The following is a 26,584-nucleotide window of genomic DNA, read 5'->3' as shown; positions in this document are numbered from 1 at the left end:
TCAGCCCGGGCGCTCGGCCCTCAGTCCGCCTCGGTGAGCGGCACGGACAGGATCCGGTCGTCGCCGTCGCGTGGGTCGCCGCGGCCGTCGGTGTTGTTCGTCACGAACCAGAGGGTGTCGCCGGGGCCGGGCAGCACCGTGCGGATGCGCCCGTGCTCGCCCGGGAAGTACACCGTCGAGCTCGACGGGTCGGAGACCGGGACGGCGCGGACGGACTCCCCCTTGAGGTTCGCGACGAACACGGTGTCGCCGATCACGGTCAGCCCGCTCGGCGAGGCCTCGTCCGTCGACCACTGCTGCACCGGGTCGACGAACCCGCGGTCCTCGCCGCCGGTGCCCTCGACCTCGGGCCACCCGTGGTTCGCCCCCGGCTCGATGACGTTGAGCTCGTCCCAGCGGTTCTCCCCGAACTCCGCGGCGAACATCGTGCCGTCCTCGGCCCAACCCATGCCCTGCACGTTCCGGTGCCCGAGCGACCACACCGGCGAACCGTCGAACGGGTTGTCGTCGGGTACCTGGCCGTCCGGGGTCAGCCGCAGGATCTTGCCCGCCAGGGAGCCGCGGTCCTGCGCCTCGGACCGCTGCCCCGCGTCGCCGACGCTCGCGTAGAGCATGTCGTCGGGGCCGAACGCGATGCGCCCGCCGTCGTGGAAGGTGTTCGCGGGCAGCCCGTCGATGACCCTCGTCGCCGCACCGAGCCGGTACGAGCCGGTGTCCCCGGTCAGGTCGTACCGCTGGATCCGGTTGCCGTCGTCGGCGGTCGAGTAGACGAACAGGTCTCCGTCGTGCAGGGCGAGGCCGAGGAGTCCGCCCTCGCCGCCGTGCCGGACCCCGTCGACGGTCCCGACCTCTCGCGTCGACCCGTCCGCGCGGAGTTCGAGCACGCGCGCCGAGTCCCGCTCGCTGACGAACGCGTCGCCGTCGTCGCCGACGGGGACCACCGACCACGGCGCCTCGAGGCCCGAGACGACGTCCGTGGTCCGGCCGTCCGGCGCCAGCTGGCCGGCAGCGAGGTCGGCGGGCGGGCTCGCGGTGCTGCCCTGCCCGGCGGGGTCGCCCGGACCGGTCGGCGCGCGGTCGTCCGAACAGGAGGTCAGGCCGAGGGCTGCCACGGCGGCCAACCCGAGGGCGGACCAGGTGCGGCGGCTGCGGCGTGTGCGGGTGGTGTCCACGGTGATCCTCCCGGGTCGTGCCCCGAGTCCACACGGCCCCGTCGGGAAACGGCTGGGGGTTCCCGGCGGAACCCCTCACCGCTGCGCGCCGCGGCCTACCGTCGGCGCCACACCCACGGAAGGACCACCGCATGACCACCATCGCCATCGTCGGCGCCGGCAAGGGCCTCGGGCTCGCCGTCGCGGACCGCTTCGGCCGCGAGGGCTTCGACGTCGCCCTGATCTCCCGCAACCAGGACCGGCTCGACGCGCTCGCCGCCGAGCTCCGGTCGTCGGGGTACCGCGCGCAGGGCTTCGCCGCGAACGTCCGCGACGGGGACTCGCTCCGCGCCGCGCTCGAGGCCGCCACCGAACAGCTCGGCCCGATCGAGGTGCTGCAGTACAGCCCGCTGCCCGCGAAGGAGTACATGCGCCCGGTGCTCGAGACCACCGCCGAGGACCTGGTCGGCCCGGTCGAGTTCTCGGTCTACGGCTCGGTGAACGCCGTGCGCCAGGTGCTCCCGGGCATGCGGGCGATCGGGACGGGCACGATCCTCTTCGTCAACGGCGGCAGCGCGGTCCGACCCGGCGCCCGGGTGACGGGCACGTCGGTCGCGTTCGCGGGCGAGAGCGCCTACGCGCAGCTCCTCCACGACGCGGTGGCCGACGAGCACGTGCACGTCGGTCAGCTGATCATCCCGTTCGGCATCGACGACGGACAGGACGACCACTCGTCGGCTGCGGTCGCCGAGCGGCTCTGGAGCATCCACACCGAGCGCGGGGACTTCCGCACCTACGCCGAGCCGCTGCCGGAGTGAGCGACGACGGACGGGCGCGGCCCGCTGAGCGGTGACGCGCCAGCGTCACGCGGGCCGCGCCGACCGAGCCTGCGAGGGAGGCCCGTGGCGGGATCGCCACGGGCCTCCCGTCCGTCGCACGGTGCGTCGCTGCGCCCGAGCCGGCAGCGTCAGCGCGCGGTGCGCTCGATCGCGTCGGCCATCGCCGCGGCGACCGAACGGTTCGCCTCGGCCGTCGGGTGGATGCCGTCCGGCGTCGTCCCCGCCACGTAGGCTCCGTCGGCCGCCCGGAGCGAGCGGAACGGGTCGACGAACGCCCACCCGTGGACGTCGGCATCCGCGTGCAGCGCATCGGTCAGGACGATCTGACCCGAGCGACGGTCGGCACCCCACCGGCTCCACGTCCAGTCGGAGGGCGGACCGGCGACGACGAGGACCCGCGCCGCACCGACCTTGCGGACGATCGCGTCCACACCGGCGATCGTCCGGTCGAGCGGGACGGCCTGGTTGACGTCGTTCGTGCCGACCTCGACCACGAGCACGCGCGCCTGCGGGACCGGACCGATCTCCGCGAGGACCTGGTCGGCACGGTACCCGCTGTGCGCGTAGCCACCGACGGCGCGCAGCCGGTCGTCGGACTCCAGCTGGTGCAGCCACGAGTCGGGTCGGGCGGTGATCGAGTCGCCGGCGTACGCGAACGGCACGGCGTCCGGCAGCGCCGGGGTGCTGAGCGCTCCGGAGACCACCTGGTCCGGCGTGCTCGGACGAGCGAGGTCCGTGGTGCCGCGTTCGACGCGGGTGTCGGCTGCTGCGGCGACGGGGCGGTCCTCGGCGCTCGCCGTGTGGGGGGCGGCGACGACGAAGACGCCGGCCCCGACGAGGCAGGCTGCGGAGACGATGCTCGCGACGACGGCGAGACGGGTGGTGCGGGTCACGGGTACAGGTATCCTCCGGATCGCCCGCCGGGACCAGGCCCCAGACCTGGGGAACGCGCAGCGTCGCTGAGGGTCCTCGCGGCCGTTCTCAGGTTCGGGCTCACGGGGCACGGCGCACCACCGGGCGGGAGCTGCGTCCGGCGGTCGCCCAGGTGCCCGCCGTCACGACGAGCGGGAGGCCGAGGGCGAGCAGCGCCAGCACCGGCCAGTCCGCCACGAACGGCAGGTGCGTGGTCCCCGTCGGGCCGCCGTCGAACCGCAGGGTGAGCGCCCGGATCGGCAGCAACCCGAGCAGCGTGCCGACGACCGCGCCGACCGTGGTGAGGATCGCCGCCTGCCACGCCGACACGCGGCGCCGCAGGACCGGTCCCGCCCCGATCGCGTCGAGCACCTCGTCGTCCCGGCGTCCGTCGGAGCGGGCGAGCCCGACCGCGACGGCGGTGGCACCGATCGTGACGGCGGCGGCCAGTGCGAGGACGAGGGCCTGCACGGCGGCCTGGTCGTCGACCGGACCGCGCTCGTAGGCGAAGCCCGGACCACCCCACCGTTCCCGGTCAGCGCCGCCACCGCTCTGCCACGCGGACGACAGCGCGTCGTACTGCGACGGGGTCAGGTCCTGCGGCAGGTGCATCGCGAGCAGGCCGTCGACCAGCGGGACCCCGTGGGCCGCTGCCGTGCCCCGGGTCATGAAGACCCCGATCCTGATCCGTGGCTTCTGCACGTCGACGACGGCCGGGATCGTCGTCGAGGCATCGGGGCGGGTGTCCTCGAGCTGCGCGGTGTCGTCGATCGTCCGGTCCCGGAAGGTGTCGATGCGGACTGCCCCGTCGCGGACGTACTCGGGCCAGAGCGACACGGCCTCGCCGTCCTCGAGCGCCCGTCGGACCTCGGCGGACGGACGGTGCCCGGTGAGCAGGGCGTAGTCGTCGACCGTCCCCGCCGCGATGTGCGGCTCGCCGCTCCCGACGCTCTGCAGGAACTCGGCGCAACCGGTCGTGTCGTACGCCTGGCAGTCCCGCTGCACGAAGTCGTGCGGCGTGGTGATCGTGGTCGGATCCTTCCCCGGATCCTCGCGGTTCACGGCGAGCACGTGCAGCCGGACGCCGTCCAACGCTCCGGAGAGCACGCGCGCTGCCCGGTCGGTGACGGCGGCGTCGTACCCGTCGCTGTACCCGTCGCGGTCGGTCAGTGAGACGTTCGCGGTCGCGACCCCGACGGCGGTCGTGTACTCGTACCCCCGGACGAAGCGGGCGTGCTCCGAGGCGCTCCACGTGATCACGACCGAGGCGACGAACACGACGCTCATCACGCTCGCCAGCACCGGGACCGTGCGGACCGGGTTGCGTCGAGCGTCCCGCGCGGCGATCCGGGCGGACAGACCGAGGCGTGCCGAGAGCCGTGCGACGCCGGCCAGGACCCACGGCGACGCGAGGGCCACACCGAGCTGCACCAGGCACGGCCCGAGCGCGACCCCGACGCCGGCGAGCACGGCCCACCGGTCCTGCTGCACGGGTCGGTCGTTGAGCAGGAGCACGCCGACGCCGCACGCCAGTGTCATGGCCGTCCCGCTGACGACCAGGACGGGGACCCAGATCCGCCGCCGACGCTCCGCCCGGGGACGGGGTGCAGCGGGGCGCAGGGACCCGCGGAGGGCCGCGAGGACGTCGATCCTGGTCGCCGCACGCGCCGCGACCAGGGCCGCCACGAGCCCGGCGACGACCGCGACCGCCGCGATCGTGACGAGGGCGAGTGCCGGCACGTGCAGCCCCGGCCAGGTCCCGACGTTGCCGTCGTCGAGCAGGTGGAACGCCAGCACACCGATCCCGGTGCCCAGGGCCGTCCCGAGCACGGCGCCGACGAGACCGAGCACCAGCCCGGAGCCGGCGACGACCGTCCGCACGAAGCCGCGCTCACCGCCGAGGCTCGTGACGATCGCGTACGTGCGGGTGTCCGCCCGGGTGCCGACCAGGAACGCGGCACCGGCGAGCAGTGCGACCTCGAAGGCGGCGAACACCCCGACCAGCGCCAGGGCACCGAGGTACGCGTCCACGGTCGTCCCGGTCGGGACGCCCTCGAGCCGGTCCGCCGGCGGGTCGAGCACGACCGGACGGGACTCGACGACGATCCCGTGCGCGTTGAGCGCGCGGATCTCCGACCAGGTCGGAGCGACCTCGGGCAGGTACACGGTCGTGTCCGACCTACCCCGCTGCGCGGAGGTCGGGAGCTCGGCCGGCAGGGACCCCGGCGGCAGGAACACCCCCTGGGCACCCGGGCCGGAGGCGGCGTCGCGCATGGTGCCCGTGACGGTGAACCGCTCGCGGACCGGATCGGTCACCGTCAGGGTGTCGCCGACGGACAGGTGGAGGCGCTCGAGGGTCGCGGGGGTCACCATCGCCTGGTCGGGGGAGGTCGGTGCACGGCCGGACAGCACGTGCCAGTGTCCGTCGAGGGCGGGCGACCACGTCGCTCCCTCGTCCGCGGAGACGGCGACGGGGACCCCCGGGCCGGCGACGACGACCTGCGTGGTCCGGACCGGGATCGCCTCGGCTCCTGCCGGCACGTGGTCGAGCAGGTCGGTCCAGGGGGAGTCCTCGTCCGCCCTCGTCACCGGGCTGTCCGGCGCGGAGTCGGTCAGCTGCCACTGCAGGGGGTCCTGCCGCATCCCGGGCAGGTCCGGGCCGGACAGGCGCATCTGGGCGGCTGCGTGGCCGAGGTCGTACCGGAGTTGCTCCTGCACGGTGGGCAGTGTGGACTGGATGACCACGGCCGCCGCCGCGAACCCCGCGGTGGGGATGCCGATGAGCGACACGATCAGCACCGCGCGGCCGATCTTCGCGAAGGCCAGGCGGCGACCGAGTCGGAGCGCCGGCCAGAGCCTCACGAGGCTGCTCGGCCGACGAGCGACTCGACGCCGGCGTAGACCGTCTCGTCGACGACCCGACCGTCGCGCAGGAAGACGACCCGGTCCGCCCAGGCGGCGTGCCGTGCGTCGTGCGTCACGAGCAGGGCACCCGCTCCGTTGTCGACGTGCCGGCGGAGCATCCGCAGCACCACCTCGCCGGTCTGCGAGTCGAGCGCACCGGTCGGCTCGTCCGCCAGCACCAGTCGCCGGTCACCGACGACGCCACGGGCGATGGCGACGCGTTGCTGCTGCCCGCCGGACAGGTCGTCGGGGAAGGCGTCGGCGCGGTCACCGAGCTCGACGTTCTCGAGCGCGAGTTCGGCCGCGCGGCGGGCCTTGCTCGCCTTCCACCCGTCGAGCTCGAGCGGGAGGGCGACGTTCTCGACCGCCGTGAGGGACGGGATGAGGTTGAAGTCCTGGAACACGAACCCCACGAGGCGTCGACGCAGCGCCGCGAGCTCCCGCGCCGGGCGGTCGGAGACCCACTCGCCGCCGATGCGCACCTCGCCGCTGGTGGGCGGCAGCAGCGTTCCGGCACACGCGAGGAGGGTCGACTTGCCGGACCCGGAGGTCCCCATCACGGCGACCATCTCTCCTCGTCGGATCGTCAGGTCGACACCTGCCAGTGCGGTTACGGATCGCTCACCGGAGCCGTACTGGACGCTGACGGCATCGAGGGCGAGGAGCGCCTCGGAGTCGGCGGCGCTCATCGGACGCCCTCGTGTGCCGTGTCGGCGAGGGAATCGACCGGTGCCTTCGGTACATGTGCCGCCGGCGGCATGTACCGCGCGACGGAGCTCTCCACGTGGTCGAGCCACCGGACCTCGGCCTCGGCCTGGAAGACCATCGACTCGAGGACGAGGGACCACGCCAGGTCCTCCGACGGGTCGGCGGAGCGCTTCAGCCGCGTCAGGTCCTGCAGTGCATGCATCGCTGAGGCGCGCTGCACCTGCACCAGTCGAGGGACGTCGATGCCGGGGACCGTGACGGCGAGCGCGAACTTGATCGCGAGCTCGTCGCGACCGCGCTTCGCGGGCACCGGCTCGCTGAACCAGCGTGCGACCTCCTCGCGGCCCGCGTCGGTCGCCGTGTAGACGACGTGTCCGTCGTCGTCGGCGTCGCCGCGGGCCACGAGTCCGTCCCGTTCGAGACGGTCGAGCGTCGTGTAGACCTGGCCGATGTTGAGCGGCCAGCTCCCCCCGGTGCGGTGCTCGAACTCCCCCCGGAGCTGGTACCCGTACCCGGGTCCTCCCACCAGCAGCGCGAGTACGCCCATCTTGACGCTCATCGTGACTCCCCCGTCTCGGTCCGTCTCGGACATACCGAGTATGCACATACCGGGTAGGTCTCGGCAAGCCGGGACGGGTCACGAAGTGGTCACGAGACGTGACGGGAGGCCCGTGGCGGTGTCGCCACGGGCCTCCCGTCCGGTACCTGGTGGGGTCACTCCCCCAGCTTCGACAGCTCCGCGAACTCCTCGTCCGTGAGCTCGATCGTCGCGCCCTGCATGTTGTCCTCGAGGTGGTCGACGCTCGAGGTGCCCGGGATCGGCAGCATCACGGGCGAGCGCTTCAGCAGCCACGCGAGCGCGAGCTGTGCCGGCGTGGCGCCCTTGCGCTGTGCGATCTCGGTGAGCGGCGAGTCCTCGCCGGTCAGCCCACCGGTCGCGAGCGGGAACCACGGGATGAAGCCGATGCCCTGCTCCTCGGACCACTCGAGGAGCTCCTCGGCGTCGCGCTTCTGCAGGTTGTAGAGGTTCTGGACGGTGACGATCTCGGCGTGCTCCTGCGCGGCCTTCACGTCGTCGACGGAGACCTCGGACAGGCCGATGTGGCGGATCTTGCCCTCGTCCTGCAGCTTCTTCAGCTCGCCGATCTGGTCCTCGAGCGGGACCTTCGGGTCGATGCGGTGCAGCTGGAACAGGTCGATGCGCTCGAGGCCGAGGCGGCGGAGGCTCATCTCGGCCTCCTGGCGGAGGTACTCCGGGCGGCCGACCGGCGGCCACTCGTTCGGGCCGGTGCGGGTCAGGCCGGCCTTGGTCGCGATGACGATGTCGTCGCCGTAGGGGTGCAGGGCTTCACGGAGCAGCTCCTCGGCGACGTACGGGCCGTAGGAGTCGGCCGTGTCGAAGAAGTCGACGCCGAGGTCGACCGCGCGCTTGAGGACACGGACGGCCTCGTCGTGGTCCTTCGGCGGCCCCCAGACGCCCGGGCCGGTGAGCTGCATGGTGCCGTAGCCCAGGCGGTGGACCTCGAGGTCACCGCCGATGCGGAACGTGCCCGAGGCGGCGGCAGGACGGTTCGTGGTGTCGGTACCAGTGGTCATGACCCCGGTCTACGCCCGTGGAGTGACCCGTTGCTGGATCGGTGTCCCCCTGGCGCGCGCGACGGGCAGCGCGGGCGCCCTGGTCAGCGACCCGGGCGTGGGTACGGCGTCTCGCCGGTCGCGAGCCCGGCGACGAGCTTCGCGATCCGGTTCGCCCGTGCGGAGACGCTCGGTGCCGTGACGACCCGGTGGAGCACGGCGTACCGGTTCGTCGCGTCGAGCTCGGCGAACAGCGCGGCCGCAGCGGGTGCGGCGTCGAGCGCGGCCCGCAGGTCGTCGGGCACGGTGGCGGTCGCCGCTCCGGCGTAGGCGCGGTCCCACCGTCCGTCGCCCTTCGCGCGGTCGACCTCGGCGCGACCGCGTGGGCGCATGCGGCCGGCGTCCTCGAGTGCCGCGACGAGCCCGATGTTGCGCTGGGACCAGAGCGACGCCCGGCGCCGTGGGGTGAAGCGCTGCCGGAAGGTCGCCGTGTCCCGGCCGCGCTTCTGCCCGTCGATCCACCCCGAGCACAGGGCCTCGTCGAGCGCCTGGTCGTACGTCACCGAAGTCGGCTCCGTCGTGCCCTTCTTGGCGAGCACCAGCCAGACGCCGTCGGGATCGTCCTCGTGCTCGTCGAGCCAGGCACGCCAGGCGGCTGCGTCGGGGAGCACCAGGTCGTCGTCGTCCACGTCGTCATCGTAGGACGGGCGCCGCGACCGCGGGCGGACCGGTCAGCGAACGCCGCCGCCGCTGCTGATCCGCACGGCGTCGGCCCACTCGTGCACCCAGCCGGGCAGCGTGAGGTCCCGCGCCGCGCCGCCGGCCGCGGCCACCACGTCGTCGGGCGTCACCTGGCCGCCCCCACGCCGCAGGAACCGTGCCTGGACGACCGCCCGAGCGACGACCGCGCCCTGTCGGACGAAGGTCTGCTCCATGTACACGGCGCGCTCGTCGACGCCGAGCACCCGGGTGTGCAGGGTGAAGCGTTCCCCGAGCGTCAGCGAGCGCTTGTACGTGATCGTCTGCGCAGCCACGACGGCGTACCAGCCGCGGCGGGCGGACTCCTGCCAGAAGCCGGACCCGTACAGCAGGTCGTAGCGGCCGAGGTCCATCAGTGTCAGGTACCGGCCGTTGTTCACGTGCCGCAAGGTGTCCAGGTCCGTCGGCAGCACGCGGAAGGGCGTGCGGGCCTCGTCCCACAGCGAGGGGCGCCGCCCCGGTCGCAGGGCGGCCAGCCGGAGGCGCAGACCGAGGAGGAAGAGCCGGAGGTACAGGTTCACGGGTCGATCACACCAGTGCCGGGCTGTGCGTCCGATCCCGTTGGAGGAACCGCACGAGCGCGTCCGGTGTCGAGTGCAACACCGTGCAGCGGAACCTGCAACCGCCTGGTCGGGGCGGTTCAGCCGAGCGGGCCGCCCCCGGCGCCGCTGATCCCCGGGTGCGCCGACTTCGCCACGCCTTCGATGATCGCGTGCTCCCCCGATGCCTCGGACATCGCGCGCTCCCCGACGCGCGGGTCGACGGGCTCCAGGTGCGCCAGGGCCTTCCGACGCCGGGCGTTCTGCACCTCGAGCACGACGAGCAGGGCGGCGACGACCACCACGAGGCCGATGACGATCCAGACCACGGTCATGACGTTCCCCTTTCGTCGCGGACACTGTCCGTGCCCTCAGCGTAGCCGTGCCGGTACCTCCCTGACGAGGTGCCGGCAGGAGTAGACCTGCACCCATGCAGACACGCAAGCTCGCAGACCTCGAGGTCGGCTCCGTCGGCCTCGGCACCATGGGCATGAGCGCCTTCTACACGGGCGCCGGCACCGACGACGACGAGTCGATCCGCACGATCCACCGCGCGATCGACCTCGGCGTCACGCTCTTCGACACCGCCGAGGCCTACGGCCCGTACACGAACGAGGAGCTCCTCCGTCGTGCCCTCGGCGACCGCCGCGACCAGGTCGTGATCGCCACCAAGTTCGGCCTCTACCGGCACGAGGCCGGCGAGCAGACCCCCACGCAGCAGCGCGGCATCTCCAGCGCACCCGAGTCCGTCCGCGAGGCGCTCGAGGGCTCGCTCCGCCGCCTCGGCACCGACCACATCGACCTCTACTACCAGCACCGCGTCGACCCGGCCGTCCCGATCGAGGACGTGGTCGGACAGCTCGCCGGCTTCGTGCAGGAGGGCAAGATCCGCCACATCGGGCTCTCCGAGGCGAGCGCCGCCACGATCCGCAGGGCGCACGCCGTGCACCCGGTCACCGCGCTCCAGAGCGAGTACTCGCTGTGGACGCGCGACCCGGAGGGCGACGTGCTCGACACCCTCCGCGAGCTCGGCATCGGCCTGGTGCCGTACTCGCCCCTCGGTCGCGGCTTCCTGACCGGCGCCATCACCAAGCCGTCGGACCTGGACGAGGACGACTTCCGCCGCCAGAACCCCCGCTTCGCGGAGCAGGCGTTCGCCGAGAACATGCGGATCGTCGACGCCGTCACGGCGATCGCCGACGAGGTCGGCGCGAAGCCCGGGCAGGTGGCACTCGCCTGGCTGCTCGCGCAGGGCGACGACGTCGTGCCGATCCCCGGCACCAAGCGGGTCTCGCGGCTCGAGGAGAACGTGGGCGCCGCCGACGTGACGCTCTCCGCCGACCAGCTCGCGCGCCTGTCGGCGCTGCCCGTACCGACCGGGGACCGGTACCCCGACATGTCGTCCATCGGTCGCTGACGCGACCAGGAGACGGACGGGAGGCGCGGTGTCGGTCGACACCGCGCCTCCCGTCCGTCACGGTGTCGGCGGTCACTCCGGATCGCGCGTTCCGGGGCCGAGGTGCGTGACGCGCGCGACCCGTGCTCGTCACGGGGCGGAAACAGGGGCTCCCCAGCGTCGAGGTGACACGTGACCGGCACCGCGACGGGGGCACCATGACCAGCACGACACCACCACGCACGACCGCCGGACCGGACGGGGTGGACACGGTCCCGCCGCTCGGTCGACTGCTGCCGCTGGGCCTGCAGCACGTCCTGGCGATGTACGCCGGGGCGGTCGCCGTCCCGCTCATCGTCGGTGGGGCGCTCGGGTTCGACCGGGCCGACCTGGCCTTCCTGATCAGCGCCGACCTGTTCGTCGCCGGGCTGGCGACGATCGTGCAGTCCGTCGGCTTCTGGCGCTTCGGGGTCCGCCTTCCGCTCGCGATCGCCGCGGTCCTGCTCAACCTGCTGCTCGGGTCGCGCGGGCTGCGGGAGCGCTACGGCGCCGACCCCGCCGTGGGCTCGTACGACGCGGTGCGCTCGACGGCGCCGGTCGCGACGGTCGGCGACGACCGGTCCTGACGCGCCTGACGCGCGGCGCGGGCGTGCCGCCGCCGCGGCTCCCGCGAGACTCGGCTCCGCGGACACGTTCGCGGTCGTGGGACCACGAACGTGTCCGCCTGGGCGAGACTCGGCTGCCGGGCGTCGGGCGCCGGGCGCCGGGCGACCGCCTGCTCAGCTGCCGCGGTAGGTGCTGTGGGCGAAGGGGCTGAGCAGCAGCGGCACGTGCAGGTGGTCGGTCCCGGTCACCGTGAACGCGACGACGACGTACGGGTGGAACGTCGGGACCCCGGCGGCGCGGTGGTGGGCGCCGGTGTCGAACCGCAGCTCCAGGTCCCCACGGGGCAGCACGTCCGGCCCGAGCCCCGCGCGCCCGTCCGCGTCCGTCTCCCCCGTGGCCAGGACCTCGCCCTCGGGGGTGCGCAGTGTCAGCGCGACACCGACGGCCGGGGTGCCGGTGCGGGCGTCGAGCACGTGCGTGGTCAGGTGTGGGACGCCGAAGGTCGCTCGGATCCGGTGCACGGCGATGTCGGCCAGGGCAGCGGTGGCCTCGGTCACCTCGGCGTCCGGCTCCCCCGCGAGTCGCCGCTCGAGCTCGGCGAGGAGTTCCTCCGGCGTCCGCCCGGCGGCACGCACGAGGAACACCCGGCCGAACCGGTCCTCGTACGCGGCGTTCCCGCGGGCGATGGCCGCTGCGACGTCGTCCGCCGCCGTCGCCATCGCGCCCTGCTCGCGGGCCGACGACGCCTCGGTGGTGCGCTCGCCGATGCGGGGGTGCTCGGCGAGGGCGGTGTCGAGGTCCGCCGCGGTCCACTGCGCCGCCGCCTCGGTTGCCGCTGCGACCAGGGCCGGCACGCTGTGGAACGGTCGAGCGGCCACCAGGGCGTCGGCCCACGCCGGCACCGCCGCCCAGTGCAGGGCGGTCCGTCGGGCGTCGTCGGCGGGGGCGGAGTCGAAGTCGCGGAGGTCCACCCGCCACACCCTAGGGACCGCGCGTTACGCCGGCGTTTCCCGCGGCTCCTCCGCAGGACGCAACGTCGGCGGGCTCAGAGGTCGGCGGCGAAGGACGCGATCCGGAGCTGCAGGTCCTCGATCCGACGGACCCGGGCGGCCTCGACGTCGTAGCCCTCGTACGCCGGGGGCACCGGGCGTCGGACGTTGCGGGAGCACTGGAAGTCCTGGCAGACGAGCGTGCCGACGGTGTTGCCGTTCCGACCGGCCTTGCCCGAGCGCTTGGCGGCGTAGAAGACGACGTCGTTGGGCAGCTTGACGTCCTGGCACCACGAGCACTGCGCCCGTGCACGCGGCGACGCCTCGGCCTGCCGGAACAGGATGCCGACGAGGTCGCCCTCGAGCGTCGGGACGACGGCGTAGGCGCGGCGCGCGGTCTTCGGGTCGCGCCAGCCGAGGAAGTCGAGCGACTCCCAGTCCAGCGTCTCGAGGTCGGTCGGCAGGGTCAGGTCGGTGACCTCCTTGCGGGAGGCGTTGACGAAGGACGAACGGATGGTCTTCTCGCTGATGGGCAGCACGGTGTGGTCGCTCTCGACGGGCCCGGGCGCGGGTGCGCGCCGCACGGGCGGAGGTGTGGTCAGGGTTCGACGGACGCGGCCGTGCCGGACGGCACAGCCGGGGGCGTCACGCCCTGATGCCGGCGCTCTGCGCGCCGACCACCTCCTGCTGACTCACGCTCCCAGCCTACGACGGCGTGTCAAGCCGGGCGTGTCGCGTCGTCGACCTGGTCGGGGAGTCGTCGTCGACCCGGTCAGGGAGTCACGGAGTGGGCCGCAGCAGGACGACCGACCCGTCGAGCGCGGGCCGCCGGCGGAGTGCCCCGTACCGGCTGTCCCACTCGCCCGACGCGAGCGCGCTCCGCAGGGCGGCGACCGATCGGCGAGCGGTGAGGTCGTCGACCAGGCTCCACGCCGGGTCGGCGGCGCGGACATCGGCGTCGAGGAGCCGTTCGGGTCGCGCGTAGTAGCCCTCGCCGAAGCCGTCCACGCAGGTGAACGGCACCGGGAGGCGCACGACCTCGACGGACGGTCCGACGAGCGTCGCCAGCCGGTCGACCGTCGGCAGCGTGTCCGCCTCGGCGGCGACCACCGCGGACGCGTACTCGGCGAGCCAGCCGGTGCGGAGCCGGTCCGGGTCGCGCGCGAGCACGACGACCCGGCCGTCCTCGGGCCGTGCGAGCCCGGCGACGGTGTCCACGCTCGGGAAGGTGAGCAGCACCGCGTCGGCGTCCCCGTCGGAGACGACCTGCCGGTCCGCGGGCACGTACGAGACCGGACCAGGCCGTTCCTCGCGCACGGTGCGGGCATCGGCCAGGGACCCCGCGACCGCACGGACGAACGTCGGCTCCGGGCGGCGGTGTCGTCGCAGGAGCGCCGCTGTGTCCTCGTCCACCGGCATCCTCGTCACGGCCCCACCCTACGAACGCTCCCTGCTAGCGTCGTCGCATGGTCTCCGGGGGATTCGCCGTCGTCAGCATCGTCTACCTGGCGGTCGTGCTGCTGTTGCTCGTGCTCGTCGTCGCACTCATCGTGCTCGTGTTCGCCGCGATCCGCGTGCTGCGGTTGACCGCGACCGAGAAGGAACTGCGCATCGACCGGCTCCGCGTGGACTCGCTCGTCGACACGCTCGGGAGCGACGACGGCACCGACGGCGCCCCTCGCCCCGAGGGACCCGCAGGACCGACCGCGCCGTGACGACCGACCGCTGACCACGGCGGTCGTCCGGTCGTCGGGTCGGCCCGTCAGTCGTCCAGCTCGGCCTCGCCCGCACGCACGGCGGCGAGCCGCTCGGACCGCTCCGTCGCGGCCCAGGTCCCGAGCAGCGCGAGCGATCGCTCGGACTCGCTGCCCGGCTCCGCCGAGTAGGTGAACATCGTCAGGCCCGGGTCGGCGACGAGCTCGAGCGCCTCGAAGTCCAGCTGCAGCTCCCCGACGACGGGGTGCGCGATGCGCTTGCCGCCCCGTCGGTGCACCCGGACGTCGTGGGCAGCCCACCAACCGCGGAACTCCTCGCTCCGTGTGGAGAGCTCGCCGACGAGCGTCACGAGACCGGGCTCGCAGGGGTTCGCGACGGCCGCGGCGCGGAGGACGGCGACGGCCTCGCGCGCGGTGGCCGCCCAGTCGGGGAAGAAGTCGCGCGCGGCCGGGTCGAGGAACGTGAACCGTGCGGTGTTCACGGGGCGCCCGGGGCCCGCGAACATCGGCGCGTACAGGGCCCGGCCGAGTTCGTTCGTCGCGACGACGTCGCCGCGCTCGTTCCGCACCCACGCGGGCGCGCCGGTGATCGCGTCGAGCAGGCGCTGCACGCCCGGTCGGACACGCGTCGGGACGTTCCGGTGCATCACCTTGACGCCGGCGTTGGCCAGACGGGCGAGGTCGAACAGGTGCGTCCGTTCGTCCTCGTCGAGCTGCAGCGCGCCCGCGAGTCCCTCGAGCACGCTGTCCGAGACGCCCTTCAGCGAGCCGCGCTCGAGCCGCGTGTAGTAGTCGACGCTCACCCCGGCGAGCATCGCGACCTCGTGCCGACGCAGGCCGGGCACCCGGCGGACGCCGCCGCCGAACGACGGCATGCCGACCTCGTCGGGGGTGAGCCGCGCCCGCCGCGAGGACAGGAAGTCACGGATCTCGTTGCGCACGTCGATACCCATGGCACGAGCGTACGTGGCGGTACCGTCGCGACGACAGGCACCGGCGGTACCCGTGACGGACGGGAGGCGCGGTGCGGGTCGGCACCGCGCCTCCCGTCCGGTGGTGGCCCGGCTAGGAGACGGGCGGGACCGCGTGCACCGGCTCGGTGGCCGCCGGCGCCGCCCTGGCGGCGTCCGCCGCTCGGGGAGTGACGCGCACACGCGCCACCCGGTGCCCGTCCATCTCGGTGACCTCGAGGCGGTGCTCGCCGGCCTCGACCACGTCACCGACCTCGGGCACGCGGTCGAGGTGCACCTGCACGAGCCCGCCGACGGTCTCGTAGTCGCCGTCCGGCAGCAGCGGACCGCCGTCGGCCGCGAGGTCCTCGAGCACGGTCGCACCGTCGATCCCGTCGGACTCGGCGGCCGGCGGGTCGTACTCGTCCCTGATGCGGCCGACGAGGTCCTCGAGCAGCGCCTCGAGCGTGACCATGCCCGCACTGCCGCCGTACTCGTCCACCACGAGCGCGATCTGGTGTCCCTCGGTGCGCATGTCCGCGATGGCACTCGACAGCGACTTCGTCTCCGGCAGCGCGAGCACGGGGCGCACGAGCGTCGAGACGGGTGCCGTCGGGTCGGTCGGGCGGAGCAGGTCGCGGAGGTGCACGAAGCCCGCGACGTCGTCCCGCGAGCCCTCGGTGACCAGGTACCGGGTGTGGCCGACCTCGATGGCGTGGTCGGTCGCGTCCGCGATGCTGAGCGACGCGTCGATGGTCGAGACGTCGTACCAGGGGCGCATCGACTCGCGGAGGATCCGGTCGCCGGCGTCGAGGGCGCTGCGGGCGATGCGACGACCCTGCGCGTCGATGGCGTCGTGGTCCTCGACCAGACCGCGGAGCTCCTCCGTGCTCATCGACTCGCTGCGGGCGTCCGGGTCGCCACCGAGCAGCCGGACCACGCCGTTCGTGGTCTTCGACAGCACCCAGATCACCGGGCGCATCGCGGTCGCGAACCGGTCGAGCGTCGGCGCGACGGCCATCGAGAAGCCCTCGGCGCGCTGCAGGGCGAGGCGCTTCGGCACGAGCTCGCCGAACACGAGCGACAGGTAGGCGATGACCAGGGTCATCAGGACGAGGGCGACGGCCTCGGCCGCCCCCTGGTCGAGTCCGAGGCCGGACAGCAGCGGCGCGACGTCCGGCGCGATCGACGACGCACCGTACGCGGCCGAGAAGAACCCGGCGACGGTCACGCCGATCTGCACGGCGGACAGGAAGCGGTTCGGATCACGCCCGAGCGCGGCGACCCGGGCTCCGCGGGAGCCACGTCGCTCGAGCTGCTGCAGCTGTGACTCGCGGAGCGAGACGAGGGCGATCTCCGCCGCGGCGAAGACACCGCCGACGAGCACGAAGAGGATGACGAGCCCGAAGGCGATCCAGGTGTCGGCGTCCATCAGCGGGACACCACCGTGGGTCGGCGACGGGCGGGCGGTCTGTGGTGATCGTCCATGCTGTGATCCTGGACAGCCATGCTGGGACGTCGCCGCGCCGGTGCTGCACGAGTGCTGTGGGTCCGGGGTGCACGGACCGGGACGTCAGCGGTCCCGAGGATCCGCCGGGGCGCCCAGGTCGGATCGGGACCGGGTCGGATCGTGCTCGGGTCGGGTTGGGTCGGATCGTGCTCGGGCCGGGTCGTGCTCGGGTCAGATCGTGAGCGAGCGGCCGATGCGGGCCTCGAGCCAGGCCTCGGGGTCGATCGGCGTGACACCGTCCATCAGGACCTCGAGGTGCAGGTGTGCACCCGTCGAGACGCCGGAGGAGCCGACGCTGCCGATGAACTGGCCGGCCTCGACGGTGTCGCCGGCCCGCAGCGGCGACGACCCGGGGATCATGTGCCCGTACAGGGTCGAGACCCGGCGGCCCTCGATCACGTGGTCGATGATCACCGTCGTGCCGTACGAGAAGTACGTGCCCGAGACGCGGACGGTGCCGGCGGCGACGGCGCCGATCGGGGCACCCATGCCCGGGTTGAAGTCGAGACCCTGGTGGAGCGAGGAGCACGCGGCGCACGGAGCGGAGCGGTACCCGAACCCGGAGCTCATGCGCACCGGGCCGGGGAACGGCGAGCGGACCTCGCCGCCGTACGACACCGCGCCCTCGGCGCCGCCGTCACCGGCGACGACGACCTGCTGTCCGCCGCCGACCGTGAAGTCGTCGCGGTCGAGGGCGGCCGCCGTGACCGCCTGGGTGACCGCGTAGTCCTGGGTGCGGACCTGCGGCGCGAGCGTGGACGTCGCTGACGAGGTGCCGGCGCTGGCGTGGGCGGGCATCGCGGACGCGGCGAACATCGCGAGTGCGGCAGCGGCGCTGGTCAGCGTGATGCGGCTCGCGCGGTGCGAGCGGGACGGGCGCGTTGCGCGTGCCGCGGGCGTCGCGGCGACCGGCAGCGCGGCACTCCGTCGACGGACGACCCGGGTGATCCGCGCGTCGACGTGCTCGGTGGTGGCACGGGCCTCGGTCGTGCGACGTCCCGACCGCGCAGCGACCGGGACGGTGTGCGGAGCCGGAGCCGGAGCGGCCGACGACTCGGGTGCTCGTCCGGGCGCCGGTGCGGGGGAGACGGTCGCGACCGCCGGGGCCGCGTCCGAGCGGGACGGGCGGGGAGCGCGGGTGCGACGCGCTGCCTTGCCGGCCGCTGCGCGCTCGGCCTCGAGGGCAGCGCGACGGGACAGGTGCACGACCGGGGTCTCCGGCTGCTGCTGGTCGGTGTCGTGTGTCGTCGTCATGGCCGCAGACCATTCTGCACGAGTCTGTCGCTTTGTACAGGGGTGATCGTGATCTTCCCGTTACCGAACGGCTGACAGTCCGCTGACGTGTCACCGCGGTTGCGTGCCCGTTGGACGTCGCGTCGGTAGTGTCCGAGACCAGCGACCGGAAGGACCTGTGCCATGGCCCGAACGCCGCGGGAACGCCACGAACCCATCGACCTCGCGACCGCCGAGGTCGTGCTCGCCGGCACCCAGGAACTGCTCCCCGTCCTCCGGGCGTCGGCCGTCCGTGCGGGCGTCGACGCCGCCAGGATGCGGGTCGTCGGGGTGGACGACCTCCCCGATCCCCACGAGCACGCCGATGCCGACCTCGCGGTGATCGCGATCCGCCGACCGGGCGACGACCCCGCGTTCCACCGGGCACAGGAGGCCGCGGAGCTCATCGCGCCGCTGCTCGCGCCGAACGCCGTGCGCATCGTCATCACGGTCTCGGGGGTGACCCGGCTCGCCCCGAAGGTCGAGCGGACGCTGACGTCCGAGGTGCTCCACCAGATCGGCGTGGCCTCGGCCCGCTCGGGCTTCAAGCGCCCCTTCCGGAGCCTGCGGACCCGCCTCGGGACCGCCGGACTGCGGGCCGCCGGGGTCCGGGTGTTCCGGATCACGATCTGACCCGACGCCACGGCAGGGCCCGACCGGGTATCTTGACGTCGAGAGAAACCGCGCCGCGAGTACCGTGGACGGACCGAGGTCCGGCACGGTCGAACAAGGGAGTACCCGCCAGCATGGCCAAGATCATCTACACGCTCACGGACGAGGCACCGTTCCTCGCCACCCACTCGTTCCTGCCGGTCGTCGAGGCGTTCGCGCGCACCGCGGGGGTCGACGTCGAGACCCGGGACATCTCGCTCTCCGGTCGGATCATCGCCCAGTTCCCGGAGCGGCTCACCGACGAGCAGCGCCTGGACGACGCCCTGGCCGAGCTCGGTGAGCTCGCGCGGACGCCCGAGGCGAACATCATCAAGCTGCCGAACATCTCGGCGTCGATCCCGCAGCTCAAGGCGGCGGTCAAGGAGCTCCAGGCGCAGGGCTACGACCTGCCCGCCTACCCCGACGAGCCCACCACCGACGAGGAGCGCGACGTCCGGGCCCGCTACGACCGCGTCAAGGGCAGCGCCGTCAACCCGGTCCTGCGCGAGGGCAACTCCGACCGCCGCGCGCCGCTGTCGGTGAAGAACTACGCCCGCAAGCACCCGCACCGCATGGGCGCCTGGAGCCACGAGTCGCGGACCAACGTCGTGACGATGGGCAAGGACGACTTCCGCTCGAACGAGCAGTCGTGGATCGCCCCCGCCGACGACACCCTGACGATCGAGTTCGTGGCCGCCGACGGCGACACCACCGTGCTCAAGCAGTCGATCCCCGTCCTCGCGGGCGAGGTCGTCGACGGCACCGTCCTGCACGTCCGCGCGCTCGAGGCGTTCCTGCAGGACCAGATCCGTGCCGCGCAGGACCAGGGCGTCCTGTTCTCGGTGCACCTCAAGGCCACGATGATGAAGGTCTCCGACCCGATCATCTTCGGTCACGTCATCCGGGCGTTCTTCCCGACCGTGTTCGAGCGCTTCGGCGCCGACCTCGCCGCCGCCGGGCTCAACCCGAACGACGGCCTCGGCTCGATCCTCGCCGGGCTCGACAGCGTGCCGAACGGCGCGGAGATCACGCAGGCGTTCGCCGACGGGATCGACGCCGGCCCCGAGCTCGCGATGGTCGACTCGGACAAGGGCATCACCAACCTGCACGTGCCGAGCGACGTCATCGTCGACGCCTCGATGCCCGCGATGATCCGCACCTCCGGCCACATGTGGGGCCCGGACGGCGAGGAGCACGACACCCTCGCGGTCATCCCCGACTCGAGCTACGCCGGCATCTACCAGGCCGTCATCGAGGACTGCCGCGCGAACGGCGCCTTCGACCCGTCGACCATGGGCTCCGTGCCGAACGTCGGGCTCATGGCGCAGAAGGCCGAGGAGTACGGCTCGCACGACAAGACCTTCGAGCTCCCCGGCGACGGGAAGGTCCGCGTCGTCACGAGCTCCGGTGAGACGGTCATCGAGCACGAGGTCGAGCAGGGCGACATCTGGCGTGCCTGCCAGACGAAGGACGTGGCGATCCGCGACTGGGTGAAGCTCGCCGTCACGCGCGCCCGTGCCACCGGTTCGCCCGCCGTGTTCTGGCTGGACGAGACGCGTGCGCACGACGCGAACCTGATCGGGCTGGTCCGGCAGTACCTCGGCGAGCACGACACCGACGGGCTGCAGATCGAGGTCATGGCACCCGAGGACGCCATGCGCTTCTCGCTCGAGCGCATCCGTCGCGGTGAGGACACCATCTCGGTCACGGGCAACGTGCTCCGCGACTACCTCACCGACCTGTTCCCGATCATGGAGCTCGGCACCTCGGCGAAGATGCTCTCCGTCGTCCCGCTCCTGGGCGGCGGCGGGCTGTTCGAGACCGGTGCCGGCGGCTCGGCCCCGAAGCACGTGCAGCAGCTGGTCGAGCAGGACTACCTGCGCTGGGACTCCCTGGGTGAGTTCCTCGCGCTCGCGGTGTCGCTCGAGCACCTCGCGGGTGTGACGGGCAACGCACGGGCGAAGGTGCTGGCGGACACGCTCGACCGTGCCACGGGGACGTTCCTCGACGAGGACAAGTCGCCCGGCCGCAAGCTCGGGTCGATCGACAACCGCGGCAGCCACTTCTACCTGGCGAAGTACTGGGCCGACGAGCTCGCCCGGCAGACCGAGGACACCGAGCTCGCAGCGGCGTTCCAGGGCCTGGCGGCGCAGCTCGACGAGCACGAGCAGACGATCGTCGACGAGCTGGTGGCGGTCCAGGGCAAGCCGGCCGACATCGGCGGCTACTACCGCCCGGACGCAGCGAGGACGAACGCCGTGATGCGTCCGTCGGCCACCCTGAACGAGGCGCTGGCCGCGCTCTAGACGCGCACCGACGACGGACGGGAGGCGCGGTGCCGGCTGGCACCGCGCCTCCCGTCCGTCCTGCGGTCCCGTCGGGCCCACTCGGGTGCCCGAGCGGGCCTCTTCGGTCACGCTCGGCGGTGCCCGGCGACGGCTCTCGCCCGCCCAGCGGACGTGAGCAGCATGTCCCGCCCGCTCGACGCGCGGCGGTGCGAGCACGGCAGCCGACCGTCCGGTGTGCCCGAGCGAACCAGATCCGTCACGCTCGGCGGTCCTCGGCGACGGTTCTCGCCCGTCCGGCGGACGTGAGCGGCATGTCCTGTCCGCTCAGTGGAGGCCGCGCGCCGCGCCGCGCCGCACGCGCCGGGCCCGCCGCGTCAGCCCTTCGGGACCGGGGGACCGACGACCAGCAGCGCCGAGAACACCAGCGCGACCGCCACGACCCCGATCGCCACCGACACCCCGGGCCGACGCACCACGAAGAACAGCAGCCGGTCCCACGGTCCCGATCGCTCGTCGGGGGAGTGACGCCAGGGGCCCTCGAGCATGCCGCGCCGGGCGACCGCGACCTCGAACGGCACGGTCGCGTACGGCACGACGGCGCTCGCCCACCCGAGCACGAGCGCCCCGACCGACCAGCGCTGGTTCACCGCGACGACCGTCGTCACCACGAGGTACGCCAGGAACACGAACCCGTGGATGCTCCCGCCGATGCGCACGCCCAGGTCGCCGGCGTCCAGCCCGTACTTCAGCACCATCCCGGCGATCAGCAGTGTCCAGGTCACGAGTTCGGCCACCGCGGCGGCACGGAACAGGGAGCGAGGGGTCATGCCGACATGGTCGCGCACCCGTCCGGGAGAACCCCCGACACACCGCCGGTCGTATCGATTCGACCAGGTGAGCGGGTAGCGTCGGGGGCATGTCAGCGCCGACCGAGAGCCGTCCCCTGAACATCGTCGTCTGGAACGAGAACGTGCACGAGAGCCGCGGTGACGCGACCGTGCTCGGGCACTACCCCGACGGCATGCACACCGTGATCGCCGCCGCGCTCCGGGAGCACCACCCCGAGGCATCGGTGGGCACCGCCACGCTGCAGGAGCCCGAGCACGGTCTGACCGCCGAGCGCCTGGCGGAGACGGACGTGCTGTTCTGGTGGGGACACGTCGCGCACCAGGACGTGTCGGACGAGGTCGTCACCCGCGTGGTCGAGGCCGTGCACGCCGGGATGGGCCTGGTCGTCCTGCACTCGGGGCACTACTCGAAGCCGTTCACCCGGCTGATGGGCACGACGTGCTCGCTGAAGTGGCGGAACGACGGAGAGCGCGAGCTCGTCTGGACGATCGCACCCGAGCACCCGATCGCCGCCGGCGTCCCGCACCCGATCGTCATCGACCGCCAGGAGATGTACGGCGAGTACTTCGACATCCCGCGCCCCGACGAGGAGGTCTTCCTGTCGACCTTCGCCGGCGGCGAGGTCTTCCGCTCCGGTGTCGCCTACCGCCGGGGACTCGGCCGGGTCTTCTACTTCTCGCCGGGCGACCAGGAGTACCCCGTCTACCACCACCCGGACATCCAGCGGGTGCTCGCGAACGCGGCGGCCTGGGCGGCCCCGGTGTCCGAGCGACGCGAGCTGACGGCTGACCCCCACCCGCGGGACTGGTTCCTCGCCGGTGGTGCGGGTACACAGGAGGGGTGACCAACCATCTCGACGGTGCGGCCCGCCGCACTGCGGTGATCGAGGCGCTCGAGGTACTCGGATCAGGGCCCGAGGAGCGCTTCGACCGCATCACCCGCATGACGCACGAGGCGTTCGGCGTCCCGTTGACCTTCCTCAACCTCGTCCACCACGACCTCGTCACCACGCAGTCGACGTTCGGGTTCCAGCAGGGCACGAGCGTGCCGGCGACCGGGCAGTTCTGCGCGACGACGGTGCTCACCCCCGAGCCGATGGTCGTCCCGGACACGCTCCTCGACCTCCGCTTCGCCGACACGCCCGCCGTGACCGAGTACGGGGTCCGGTTCTACGCCGGCGCACCGCTGACGATGTCCGACGGCACGCGGGTCGGGACGCTGTGCGTGATGGACGCGCAGCCGCGGGTGTTCTCCGACGAGGACCTCGCGCTCCTCGGGGACCTCGCCCGGTGGGCGGAGCGCGAGCTCGGCCACTCGATCGAGCGGGGCCGGGTACGACGTGTCCTCACCGGGCTCGTGCCCGACCCGGTCACGACCGGGGGAGCCGCGGTCGACGGGTTCCTCGAGCCGGACGAGGACGGGGGCGACCTGGTCGACTGGCGCACCGCCGCGGACGGGTCCGTCCAGGCCACGATCGGCACGGTCACCGCGGGCGGTCGGGCCTCAGCGCTCCTCGCGGCGTCGGTCCGTGCCGCCGTCGTCGCCCGCACGGACCTGCCGCTGCACGACGCGCTCGCCGGCCTGGAGGCGCAGCTCGCCCCCGACCTGTCGGCCGGCGGTGCCGTCGGGTCGCTCCTGCACGTGCGCCTCGACCCGACGACGGGTCACACCGAGTGGGTCGACGCCGGGCACGGTCCGGCGCTGCTCGTGCGGGCCGACGGGACGGTGGCCGCGCTGCGGTCGTCGGACCTGCCGATCGGCCTGCAGCCGGACACCGTGCCGCGCACGGTCGGCGCGCTGGACCTCGGGCCGGGGGACCGCGTGGTGCTGGCGACCGACGGCGCGCTGGCGCTCGACGGCGTCGGGGACGTGCAGGGGCTCGGAGCGCTGGCGGTGGCCCACCCCGAGGACCTCGTCGCGCACGTCCGGTCGCTCGTCCCCGTCGGTGGCGACGGCGCGGACGTCGCCGTCGTGGTGCTCGCCCGCACCTGACCGCGCGGAGCCGGGGGCGGGTGCCCCTCCGGGTGGACGTGCTGCGGCGTCAGCGGCCGCGGGGCGCCGGTCGTCCGGTGGCTGCCGCGACGAGCAGCGTGGCCAGGAGCGCGAAGCCGGCGAGCTCGACCCCGAGGCCGGCGGTCTTCCAGTAGGCGCTGCCGACGACCTGCGGCTGCGTGATCGCGTCCGGCCACCACGGGTCGAGGAACGGCACCGTGCCGGGGAAGGGGTCGAGCCCGAGGACCACGAGTCCCCCGAGGAGGAGCACCACGCCGAGGCCCGCCATCGCGCCACGGGACCGGTGCAGCATCCGCACGACGAGGGCTGCCGCCATGCCGGCCATGCCGGCCACGGCGAGCAGGAAGGCGATGACGACGACCGGTTGCGGGGTGAGGGCCACCCAGTCGAGCACGGCGATCGGCAGCAGCAGCCACCGTCCCGCCCGTACCCAGCGCCGCGGGTCCCGCCATCCGTCCATGCCGGTCACGGTACGGCAGCGCTCGGGGGGTCCCCTGAGGGCCTCCTCCGGGCGGGGCCGGCTGGCTACCATCGAGCACATGGCGCAGGACGGCCGGATCAGGCAGGAGCGGGCGGTGGCGACGCGCGCGGCCCTCATCGAGGCCGCGGCGGCCGAGTTCGACGAGCGCGGCTACCTCGGCGCGTCGATGGACGGCGTCGCGGAGCGTGCCGGCATGACGAAGGGGGCGCTGTACTTCCACTTCCGGTCGAAGGCCGACATCGCCAGCGCGGTGATCGCCCGGCAGGACGAGATCTCCCGGCACTACGCGGAGGTCGCCGCCACGCGTTCGGCATCGCCGCTGGAGTCCCTGATGTGGATGTCGCAGGGCGTGGCGACGCAGATGACGCGGGAGGTCGTGGTCCGTGCCGGGCTCCGGCTCGCCGCGGACCCGAACGCCCGGGAGATCCCGCGCGAGCACCCGTTCGGCCGCTGGGTGGACCACACGGCCGACATCATCCGCCGGGCGATCGAGGTCGGCGAGGTCGACCCGTCGTGGGACCCCGAGCTCGTCGGGCACGTCGTGAGCCCCGCCGTCGCCGGTGTGCAGATGGTGTCGGACATGCTGCACGACCGGGCGGACCTGTACGACCGGCTGCAGGAGCTCTGGACGATGCTGCTGTCGGCGATGGCGACCGAACGGACCCGGGCCGAGGTGCCTCGACTCGTGGCGATCATCCGGCCGGAGGGCCCCGGGGAGGTCTGAGCGACGCGGGTCCCCCCAGGGACACCCACGTCGCTTCTCTTGGAGGATACCAAGGAGTACGTTTCCGCAGCAGCCCCACTTCGCGGGGATGACGACGACGTCGTACCCTGGCCCGATGGGCACCCCGGCGGCCGAGTTCCACGTCGACGTCGAGCTGGTCGTCGCACTGCTCCGTGACCAGCACCCGGACCTCGCCGAGCTGCCCCTGCGGGTCGTGGCGAGCGGGTGGGACAACGTCGTGGTCCGTGCCGGTGACGCCCTCGCCGTGCGGCTGCCCCGCCGCGCCGCGGCCGCCACCCTCGTCGAGCACGAGCAGCGGTGGCTGCCGACGATCGCTGCGCTGGTGGGGGACGCCGCACCCGTCCCGGAGCCCGTCCGCACCGGCCGTCCCGCGCTCGGCTACCCCTGGGCGTGGAGCATCGTGCCGTGGTTGCCCGGGCGACCGGCGGGTGAGCAGGCCCAGGGCGTCCGGGTGGCACGGGACCTCGCCGCCGTCGTGACCCGCCTGCACGTGCCGGCACCGGCGGACGCCCCCGCGAACCCGGTCCGCGCCGTCCCGCTCGCGACGCGGAGCGAGGCCGTGACGACGCGACTGGCGACGGACGACGTGCCCCGCGCCGTGGAGCTGGCCACGCTCTGGCGGACCGCTGCCGGTGCGCCGACGCACGTCGGGCCTCCCGTCTGGGTGCACGGTGACCTGCACCCGTTCAACCTGCTCGTCGAGCCGACGCCGCTCGGTGACCGACGCCTGTCGGCCGTGGTCGACTTCGGTGACCTGACCGCGGGCGACCCGGCGGTCGACCTCGCCACCCGGTGGTTGACGCTCGACGACGCCGGCGGGCGGACGTTCGCGTCGCTCGTCGACGCGGACCCCGCCACCTGGACACGGGCGCGCGGGTGGGCCGTGTCGATCGCGTCGGCGCTCGCCGTGACGGACGACGACGCGTTCCGGACGGTCGCGGCCCGGGCGATCGACGCGGTGCTGGACGGCTGAGCCCGCAGGGGTTACCGTTCCCTCACCTGTCCGTGCACTGGAGATCGGAGGGGCCTGATGACCCTCGAGTTCCGCGTCCCGCACGACGTCGACACCGACGCCTCTCCCGCCCCGTCCGCCCGACCCGACGCCGTCCGTCGCACCGGTCTCCGCGGTCTGCTCGACCGCCTGGCCGTCCGGCGCGCGGCAGCCCGCGACCGACGGCTGGTCGCCCACCTGCACGAGCTCGACGACCTGCAACGGCTGCTCACCGGCGCACGGGGCGTCGTCGAGCAGGGGTGGATCCAACACTCCTGGTTCGCCTACCTCGACGAGCACGGACGCCTGCGCAAGGCGTCGAGTGCTGCGGCGCTCGCCGCCCAGGGCCGACCGCTCGTCGCCGCCTGCCTGGTGGGGGCCGTCGTCTCGGCGGCGGGTGGCCCGCAGGTCGTGCACTCGCAGCCGGTGCAGCGGGCCCTCGACCTGGTGTGGCACGCCCTGGCCGCCGACGAGGGGCGACCGGTGGTCTGGTGCCCGGCGCCGGACGTCCGGATGGCCCGGGTCCGCGACCTCACCACCTGGAACGACCGGCCCGGGCGGAGCGCTGCCGAGGTCGCGTCGCTGCTCCTCACCGCGGAGCGGGTCGCCGTGCACGAGGCCGAGCGGGTCGCCGCCCGACGCGTCCCCCTGCCGGCCTGATCGGGGAGCCGGACCGTCCCGGGTCCCACCGGACGACCCGTCGTACCCCGTGCGGCGGGTCGTCCCCGCTGCGGGCAGGGT

The 26,584-nt window shown here is 73.5% G+C and carries 28 protein-coding genes and 1 pseudogene; 11 read left to right on the top strand and 18 right to left on the bottom strand.

Features of this window, described 5'->3' with window-relative positions:
• Positions 1-20: 20 nt before the first annotated feature.
• Positions 21-1,172, bottom strand: a complete 1,152-nt coding sequence (locus tag J2X59_RS05310; protein WP_326495940.1) for a PQQ-dependent sugar dehydrogenase — start codon at positions 1,170-1,172, stop codon at positions 21-23.
• A 131-nt stretch (positions 1,173-1,303) separates the two neighbouring features.
• Here J2X59_RS05310 and J2X59_RS05305 point away from each other — a divergent pair, with 131 nt between their 5' ends.
• The gene (locus J2X59_RS05305) at positions 1,304-1,969 is read left to right on the top strand and encodes an SDR family NAD(P)-dependent oxidoreductase (RefSeq protein WP_251155611.1); all 666 of its coding nucleotides are present in this window, start codon (positions 1,304-1,306) and stop codon (positions 1,967-1,969) included.
• A gap of 149 nt (positions 1,970-2,118) precedes the next feature.
• Here J2X59_RS05305 and J2X59_RS05300 read toward each other — a convergent pair whose 3' ends face one another.
• The 8 genes from J2X59_RS05300 to J2X59_RS05265 all read right to left on the bottom strand — a co-directional run bounded on the left by J2X59_RS05300 (position 2,119) and on the right by J2X59_RS05265 (position 9,722).
• The gene (locus tag J2X59_RS05300; protein ID WP_326495939.1) at positions 2,119-2,883 is read right to left on the bottom strand and encodes an SGNH/GDSL hydrolase family protein; all 765 of its coding nucleotides are present in this window, start codon (positions 2,881-2,883) and stop codon (positions 2,119-2,121) included.
• 100 nt (positions 2,884-2,983) lie between these two features.
• On the bottom strand, positions 2,984-5,764 hold the full coding sequence (locus tag J2X59_RS05295; RefSeq protein WP_326495938.1) for a hypothetical protein: 2,781 nt from the start codon (positions 5,762-5,764) through the stop codon (positions 2,984-2,986).
• Positions 5,761-6,495: an ABC transporter ATP-binding protein gene (locus tag J2X59_RS05290; protein ID WP_326495937.1), complete on the bottom strand. Its 735-nt coding sequence runs from the start codon at positions 6,493-6,495 to the stop codon at positions 5,761-5,763. The genes J2X59_RS05295 and J2X59_RS05290 overlap by 4 nt, the downstream gene beginning before the upstream one ends.
• The gene (locus J2X59_RS05285) at positions 6,492-7,073 is read right to left on the bottom strand and encodes a PadR family transcriptional regulator (RefSeq protein ID WP_326495936.1); all 582 of its coding nucleotides are present in this window, start codon (positions 7,071-7,073) and stop codon (positions 6,492-6,494) included. The genes J2X59_RS05290 and J2X59_RS05285 overlap by 4 nt, the downstream gene beginning before the upstream one ends.
• A gap of 155 nt (positions 7,074-7,228) precedes the next feature.
• Positions 7,229-8,110, bottom strand: coding sequence for an aldo/keto reductase (locus J2X59_RS05280; protein WP_326495935.1), 882 nt, complete (start codon positions 8,108-8,110; stop codon positions 7,229-7,231).
• A gap of 83 nt (positions 8,111-8,193) precedes the next feature.
• On the bottom strand, positions 8,194-8,778 hold the full coding sequence (locus J2X59_RS05275; RefSeq protein WP_326495934.1) for a YdeI/OmpD-associated family protein: 585 nt from the start codon (positions 8,776-8,778) through the stop codon (positions 8,194-8,196).
• Positions 8,779-8,820: 42 nt separating this feature from the next.
• Positions 8,821-9,369 carry an acyl-CoA thioesterase gene (locus tag J2X59_RS05270; RefSeq protein WP_326495933.1) on the bottom strand — a complete coding sequence of 183 codons (549 nt, stop codon included), beginning with the start codon at positions 9,367-9,369 and terminating at the stop codon, positions 8,821-8,823.
• A 119-nt stretch (positions 9,370-9,488) separates the two neighbouring features.
• Positions 9,489-9,722 (bottom strand): hypothetical protein, encoded by a 234-nt coding sequence (locus tag J2X59_RS05265; protein ID WP_066657355.1) that lies wholly within the window; start codon positions 9,720-9,722, stop codon positions 9,489-9,491.
• Positions 9,723-9,817: 95 nt separating this feature from the next.
• On the opposite strand from J2X59_RS05265, the gene J2X59_RS05260 reads away from it, so the two are divergent.
• Positions 9,818-10,804, top strand: coding sequence for an aldo/keto reductase (locus tag J2X59_RS05260; RefSeq protein WP_326495932.1), 987 nt, complete (start codon positions 9,818-9,820; stop codon positions 10,802-10,804).
• Between the two features lie 197 nt (positions 10,805-11,001).
• Positions 11,002-11,409, top strand: a complete 408-nt coding sequence (locus J2X59_RS05255; RefSeq protein WP_326495931.1) for a solute carrier family 23 protein — start codon at positions 11,002-11,004, stop codon at positions 11,407-11,409.
• A 153-nt stretch (positions 11,410-11,562) separates the two neighbouring features.
• Here the strand turns inward: J2X59_RS05255 and uraH are convergent, their stop codons facing one another.
• From uraH to J2X59_RS05235, 4 genes and pseudogenes are all read right to left on the bottom strand, one after another.
• Positions 11,563-11,901: a hydroxyisourate hydrolase gene (gene uraH, locus J2X59_RS05250; RefSeq protein ID WP_251160700.1), complete on the bottom strand. Its 339-nt coding sequence runs from the start codon at positions 11,899-11,901 to the stop codon at positions 11,563-11,565.
• A pseudogene (gene uraD, locus J2X59_RS05245) lies at positions 11,902-12,360 on the bottom strand (2-oxo-4-hydroxy-4-carboxy-5-ureidoimidazoline decarboxylase); the annotation flags it as partial. It abuts the gene before it with no gap.
• Between the two features lie 74 nt (positions 12,361-12,434).
• Positions 12,435-12,917 (bottom strand): FBP domain-containing protein, encoded by a 483-nt coding sequence (locus J2X59_RS05240; protein WP_209684830.1) that lies wholly within the window; start codon positions 12,915-12,917, stop codon positions 12,435-12,437.
• A gap of 241 nt (positions 12,918-13,158) precedes the next feature.
• Positions 13,159-13,797: an SAM-dependent methyltransferase gene (locus J2X59_RS05235; RefSeq protein WP_271826597.1), complete on the bottom strand. Its 639-nt coding sequence runs from the start codon at positions 13,795-13,797 to the stop codon at positions 13,159-13,161.
• A gap of 47 nt (positions 13,798-13,844) precedes the next feature.
• Between J2X59_RS05235 and J2X59_RS05230 the strand changes: the two genes are divergently transcribed.
• Positions 13,845-14,093, top strand: coding sequence for a hypothetical protein (locus tag J2X59_RS05230; RefSeq protein ID WP_326495930.1), 249 nt, complete (start codon positions 13,845-13,847; stop codon positions 14,091-14,093).
• Between the two features lie 47 nt (positions 14,094-14,140).
• Here J2X59_RS05230 and J2X59_RS05225 read toward each other — a convergent pair whose 3' ends face one another.
• From J2X59_RS05225 to J2X59_RS05215, 3 genes are all read right to left on the bottom strand, one after another.
• The gene (locus J2X59_RS05225; RefSeq protein ID WP_326495929.1) at positions 14,141-15,046 is read right to left on the bottom strand and encodes a helix-turn-helix transcriptional regulator; all 906 of its coding nucleotides are present in this window, start codon (positions 15,044-15,046) and stop codon (positions 14,141-14,143) included.
• 112 nt (positions 15,047-15,158) lie between these two features.
• Complete coding sequence (locus tag J2X59_RS05220; protein ID WP_326495928.1) at positions 15,159-16,475, bottom strand: hemolysin family protein; 1,317 nt, start codon at positions 16,473-16,475, stop codon at positions 15,159-15,161.
• A gap of 249 nt (positions 16,476-16,724) precedes the next feature.
• Positions 16,725-17,807, bottom strand: a complete 1,083-nt coding sequence (locus J2X59_RS05215; protein WP_271826592.1) for a M23 family metallopeptidase — start codon at positions 17,805-17,807, stop codon at positions 16,725-16,727.
• A gap of 162 nt (positions 17,808-17,969) precedes the next feature.
• Between J2X59_RS05215 and J2X59_RS05210 the strand changes: the two genes are divergently transcribed.
• A complete protein-coding gene (locus tag J2X59_RS05210; RefSeq protein ID WP_326495927.1) occupies positions 17,970-18,458 on the top strand; it encodes a hypothetical protein in 489 nt (162 codons plus the stop codon).
• A gap of 113 nt (positions 18,459-18,571) precedes the next feature.
• Positions 18,572-20,782, top strand: coding sequence for an NADP-dependent isocitrate dehydrogenase (locus J2X59_RS05205; RefSeq protein ID WP_326495926.1), 2,211 nt, complete (start codon positions 18,572-18,574; stop codon positions 20,780-20,782).
• 356 nt (positions 20,783-21,138) lie between these two features.
• Here J2X59_RS05205 and J2X59_RS05200 read toward each other — a convergent pair whose 3' ends face one another.
• Positions 21,139-21,591, bottom strand: coding sequence for a DUF3817 domain-containing protein (locus J2X59_RS05200; RefSeq protein WP_326495925.1), 453 nt, complete (start codon positions 21,589-21,591; stop codon positions 21,139-21,141).
• A gap of 89 nt (positions 21,592-21,680) precedes the next feature.
• Between J2X59_RS05200 and J2X59_RS05195 the strand changes: the two genes are divergently transcribed.
• Both J2X59_RS05195 and J2X59_RS05190 read left to right on the top strand, forming a co-directional pair.
• Positions 21,681-22,457, top strand: a complete 777-nt coding sequence (locus tag J2X59_RS05195; protein ID WP_200884121.1) for a ThuA domain-containing protein — start codon at positions 21,681-21,683, stop codon at positions 22,455-22,457.
• A complete protein-coding gene (locus J2X59_RS05190; RefSeq protein WP_311205616.1) occupies positions 22,454-23,605 on the top strand; it encodes a PP2C family protein-serine/threonine phosphatase in 1,152 nt (383 codons plus the stop codon). Before J2X59_RS05195 ends, J2X59_RS05190 begins: the two co-directional genes overlap by 4 nt.
• 49 nt (positions 23,606-23,654) lie before the next feature.
• On the opposite strand, the gene J2X59_RS05185 is transcribed toward J2X59_RS05190, so the two are convergent.
• Positions 23,655-24,086: a hypothetical protein gene (locus tag J2X59_RS05185; RefSeq protein WP_326495924.1), complete on the bottom strand. Its 432-nt coding sequence runs from the start codon at positions 24,084-24,086 to the stop codon at positions 23,655-23,657.
• A 79-nt stretch (positions 24,087-24,165) separates the two neighbouring features.
• On the opposite strand from J2X59_RS05185, the gene J2X59_RS05180 reads away from it, so the two are divergent.
• The 3 genes from J2X59_RS05180 (at position 24,166) to J2X59_RS05170 (ending at position 26,503) form a co-directional block, all read left to right on the top strand.
• On the top strand, positions 24,166-24,831 hold the full coding sequence (locus tag J2X59_RS05180) for a ScbR family autoregulator-binding transcription factor (protein WP_066657319.1): 666 nt from the start codon (positions 24,166-24,168) through the stop codon (positions 24,829-24,831).
• 115 nt (positions 24,832-24,946) lie between these two features.
• Positions 24,947-25,825, top strand: a complete 879-nt coding sequence (locus J2X59_RS05175) for an aminoglycoside phosphotransferase family protein (protein WP_326495923.1) — start codon at positions 24,947-24,949, stop codon at positions 25,823-25,825.
• Positions 25,826-25,882: 57 nt separating this feature from the next.
• The gene (locus tag J2X59_RS05170; RefSeq protein ID WP_209684839.1) at positions 25,883-26,503 is read left to right on the top strand and encodes a DUF6197 family protein; all 621 of its coding nucleotides are present in this window, start codon (positions 25,883-25,885) and stop codon (positions 26,501-26,503) included.
• Positions 26,504-26,584: the final 81 nt, after the last annotated feature.

It is taken from the genome of Curtobacterium sp. 260, from assembly GCF_030803485.1.
Lineage (GTDB): Bacteria > Actinomycetota > Actinomycetes > Actinomycetales > Microbacteriaceae > Curtobacterium.
The sequence above is the reverse complement of the archived record's forward strand: the minus strand, read 5'-3'. Positions and strand labels throughout refer to the sequence as shown.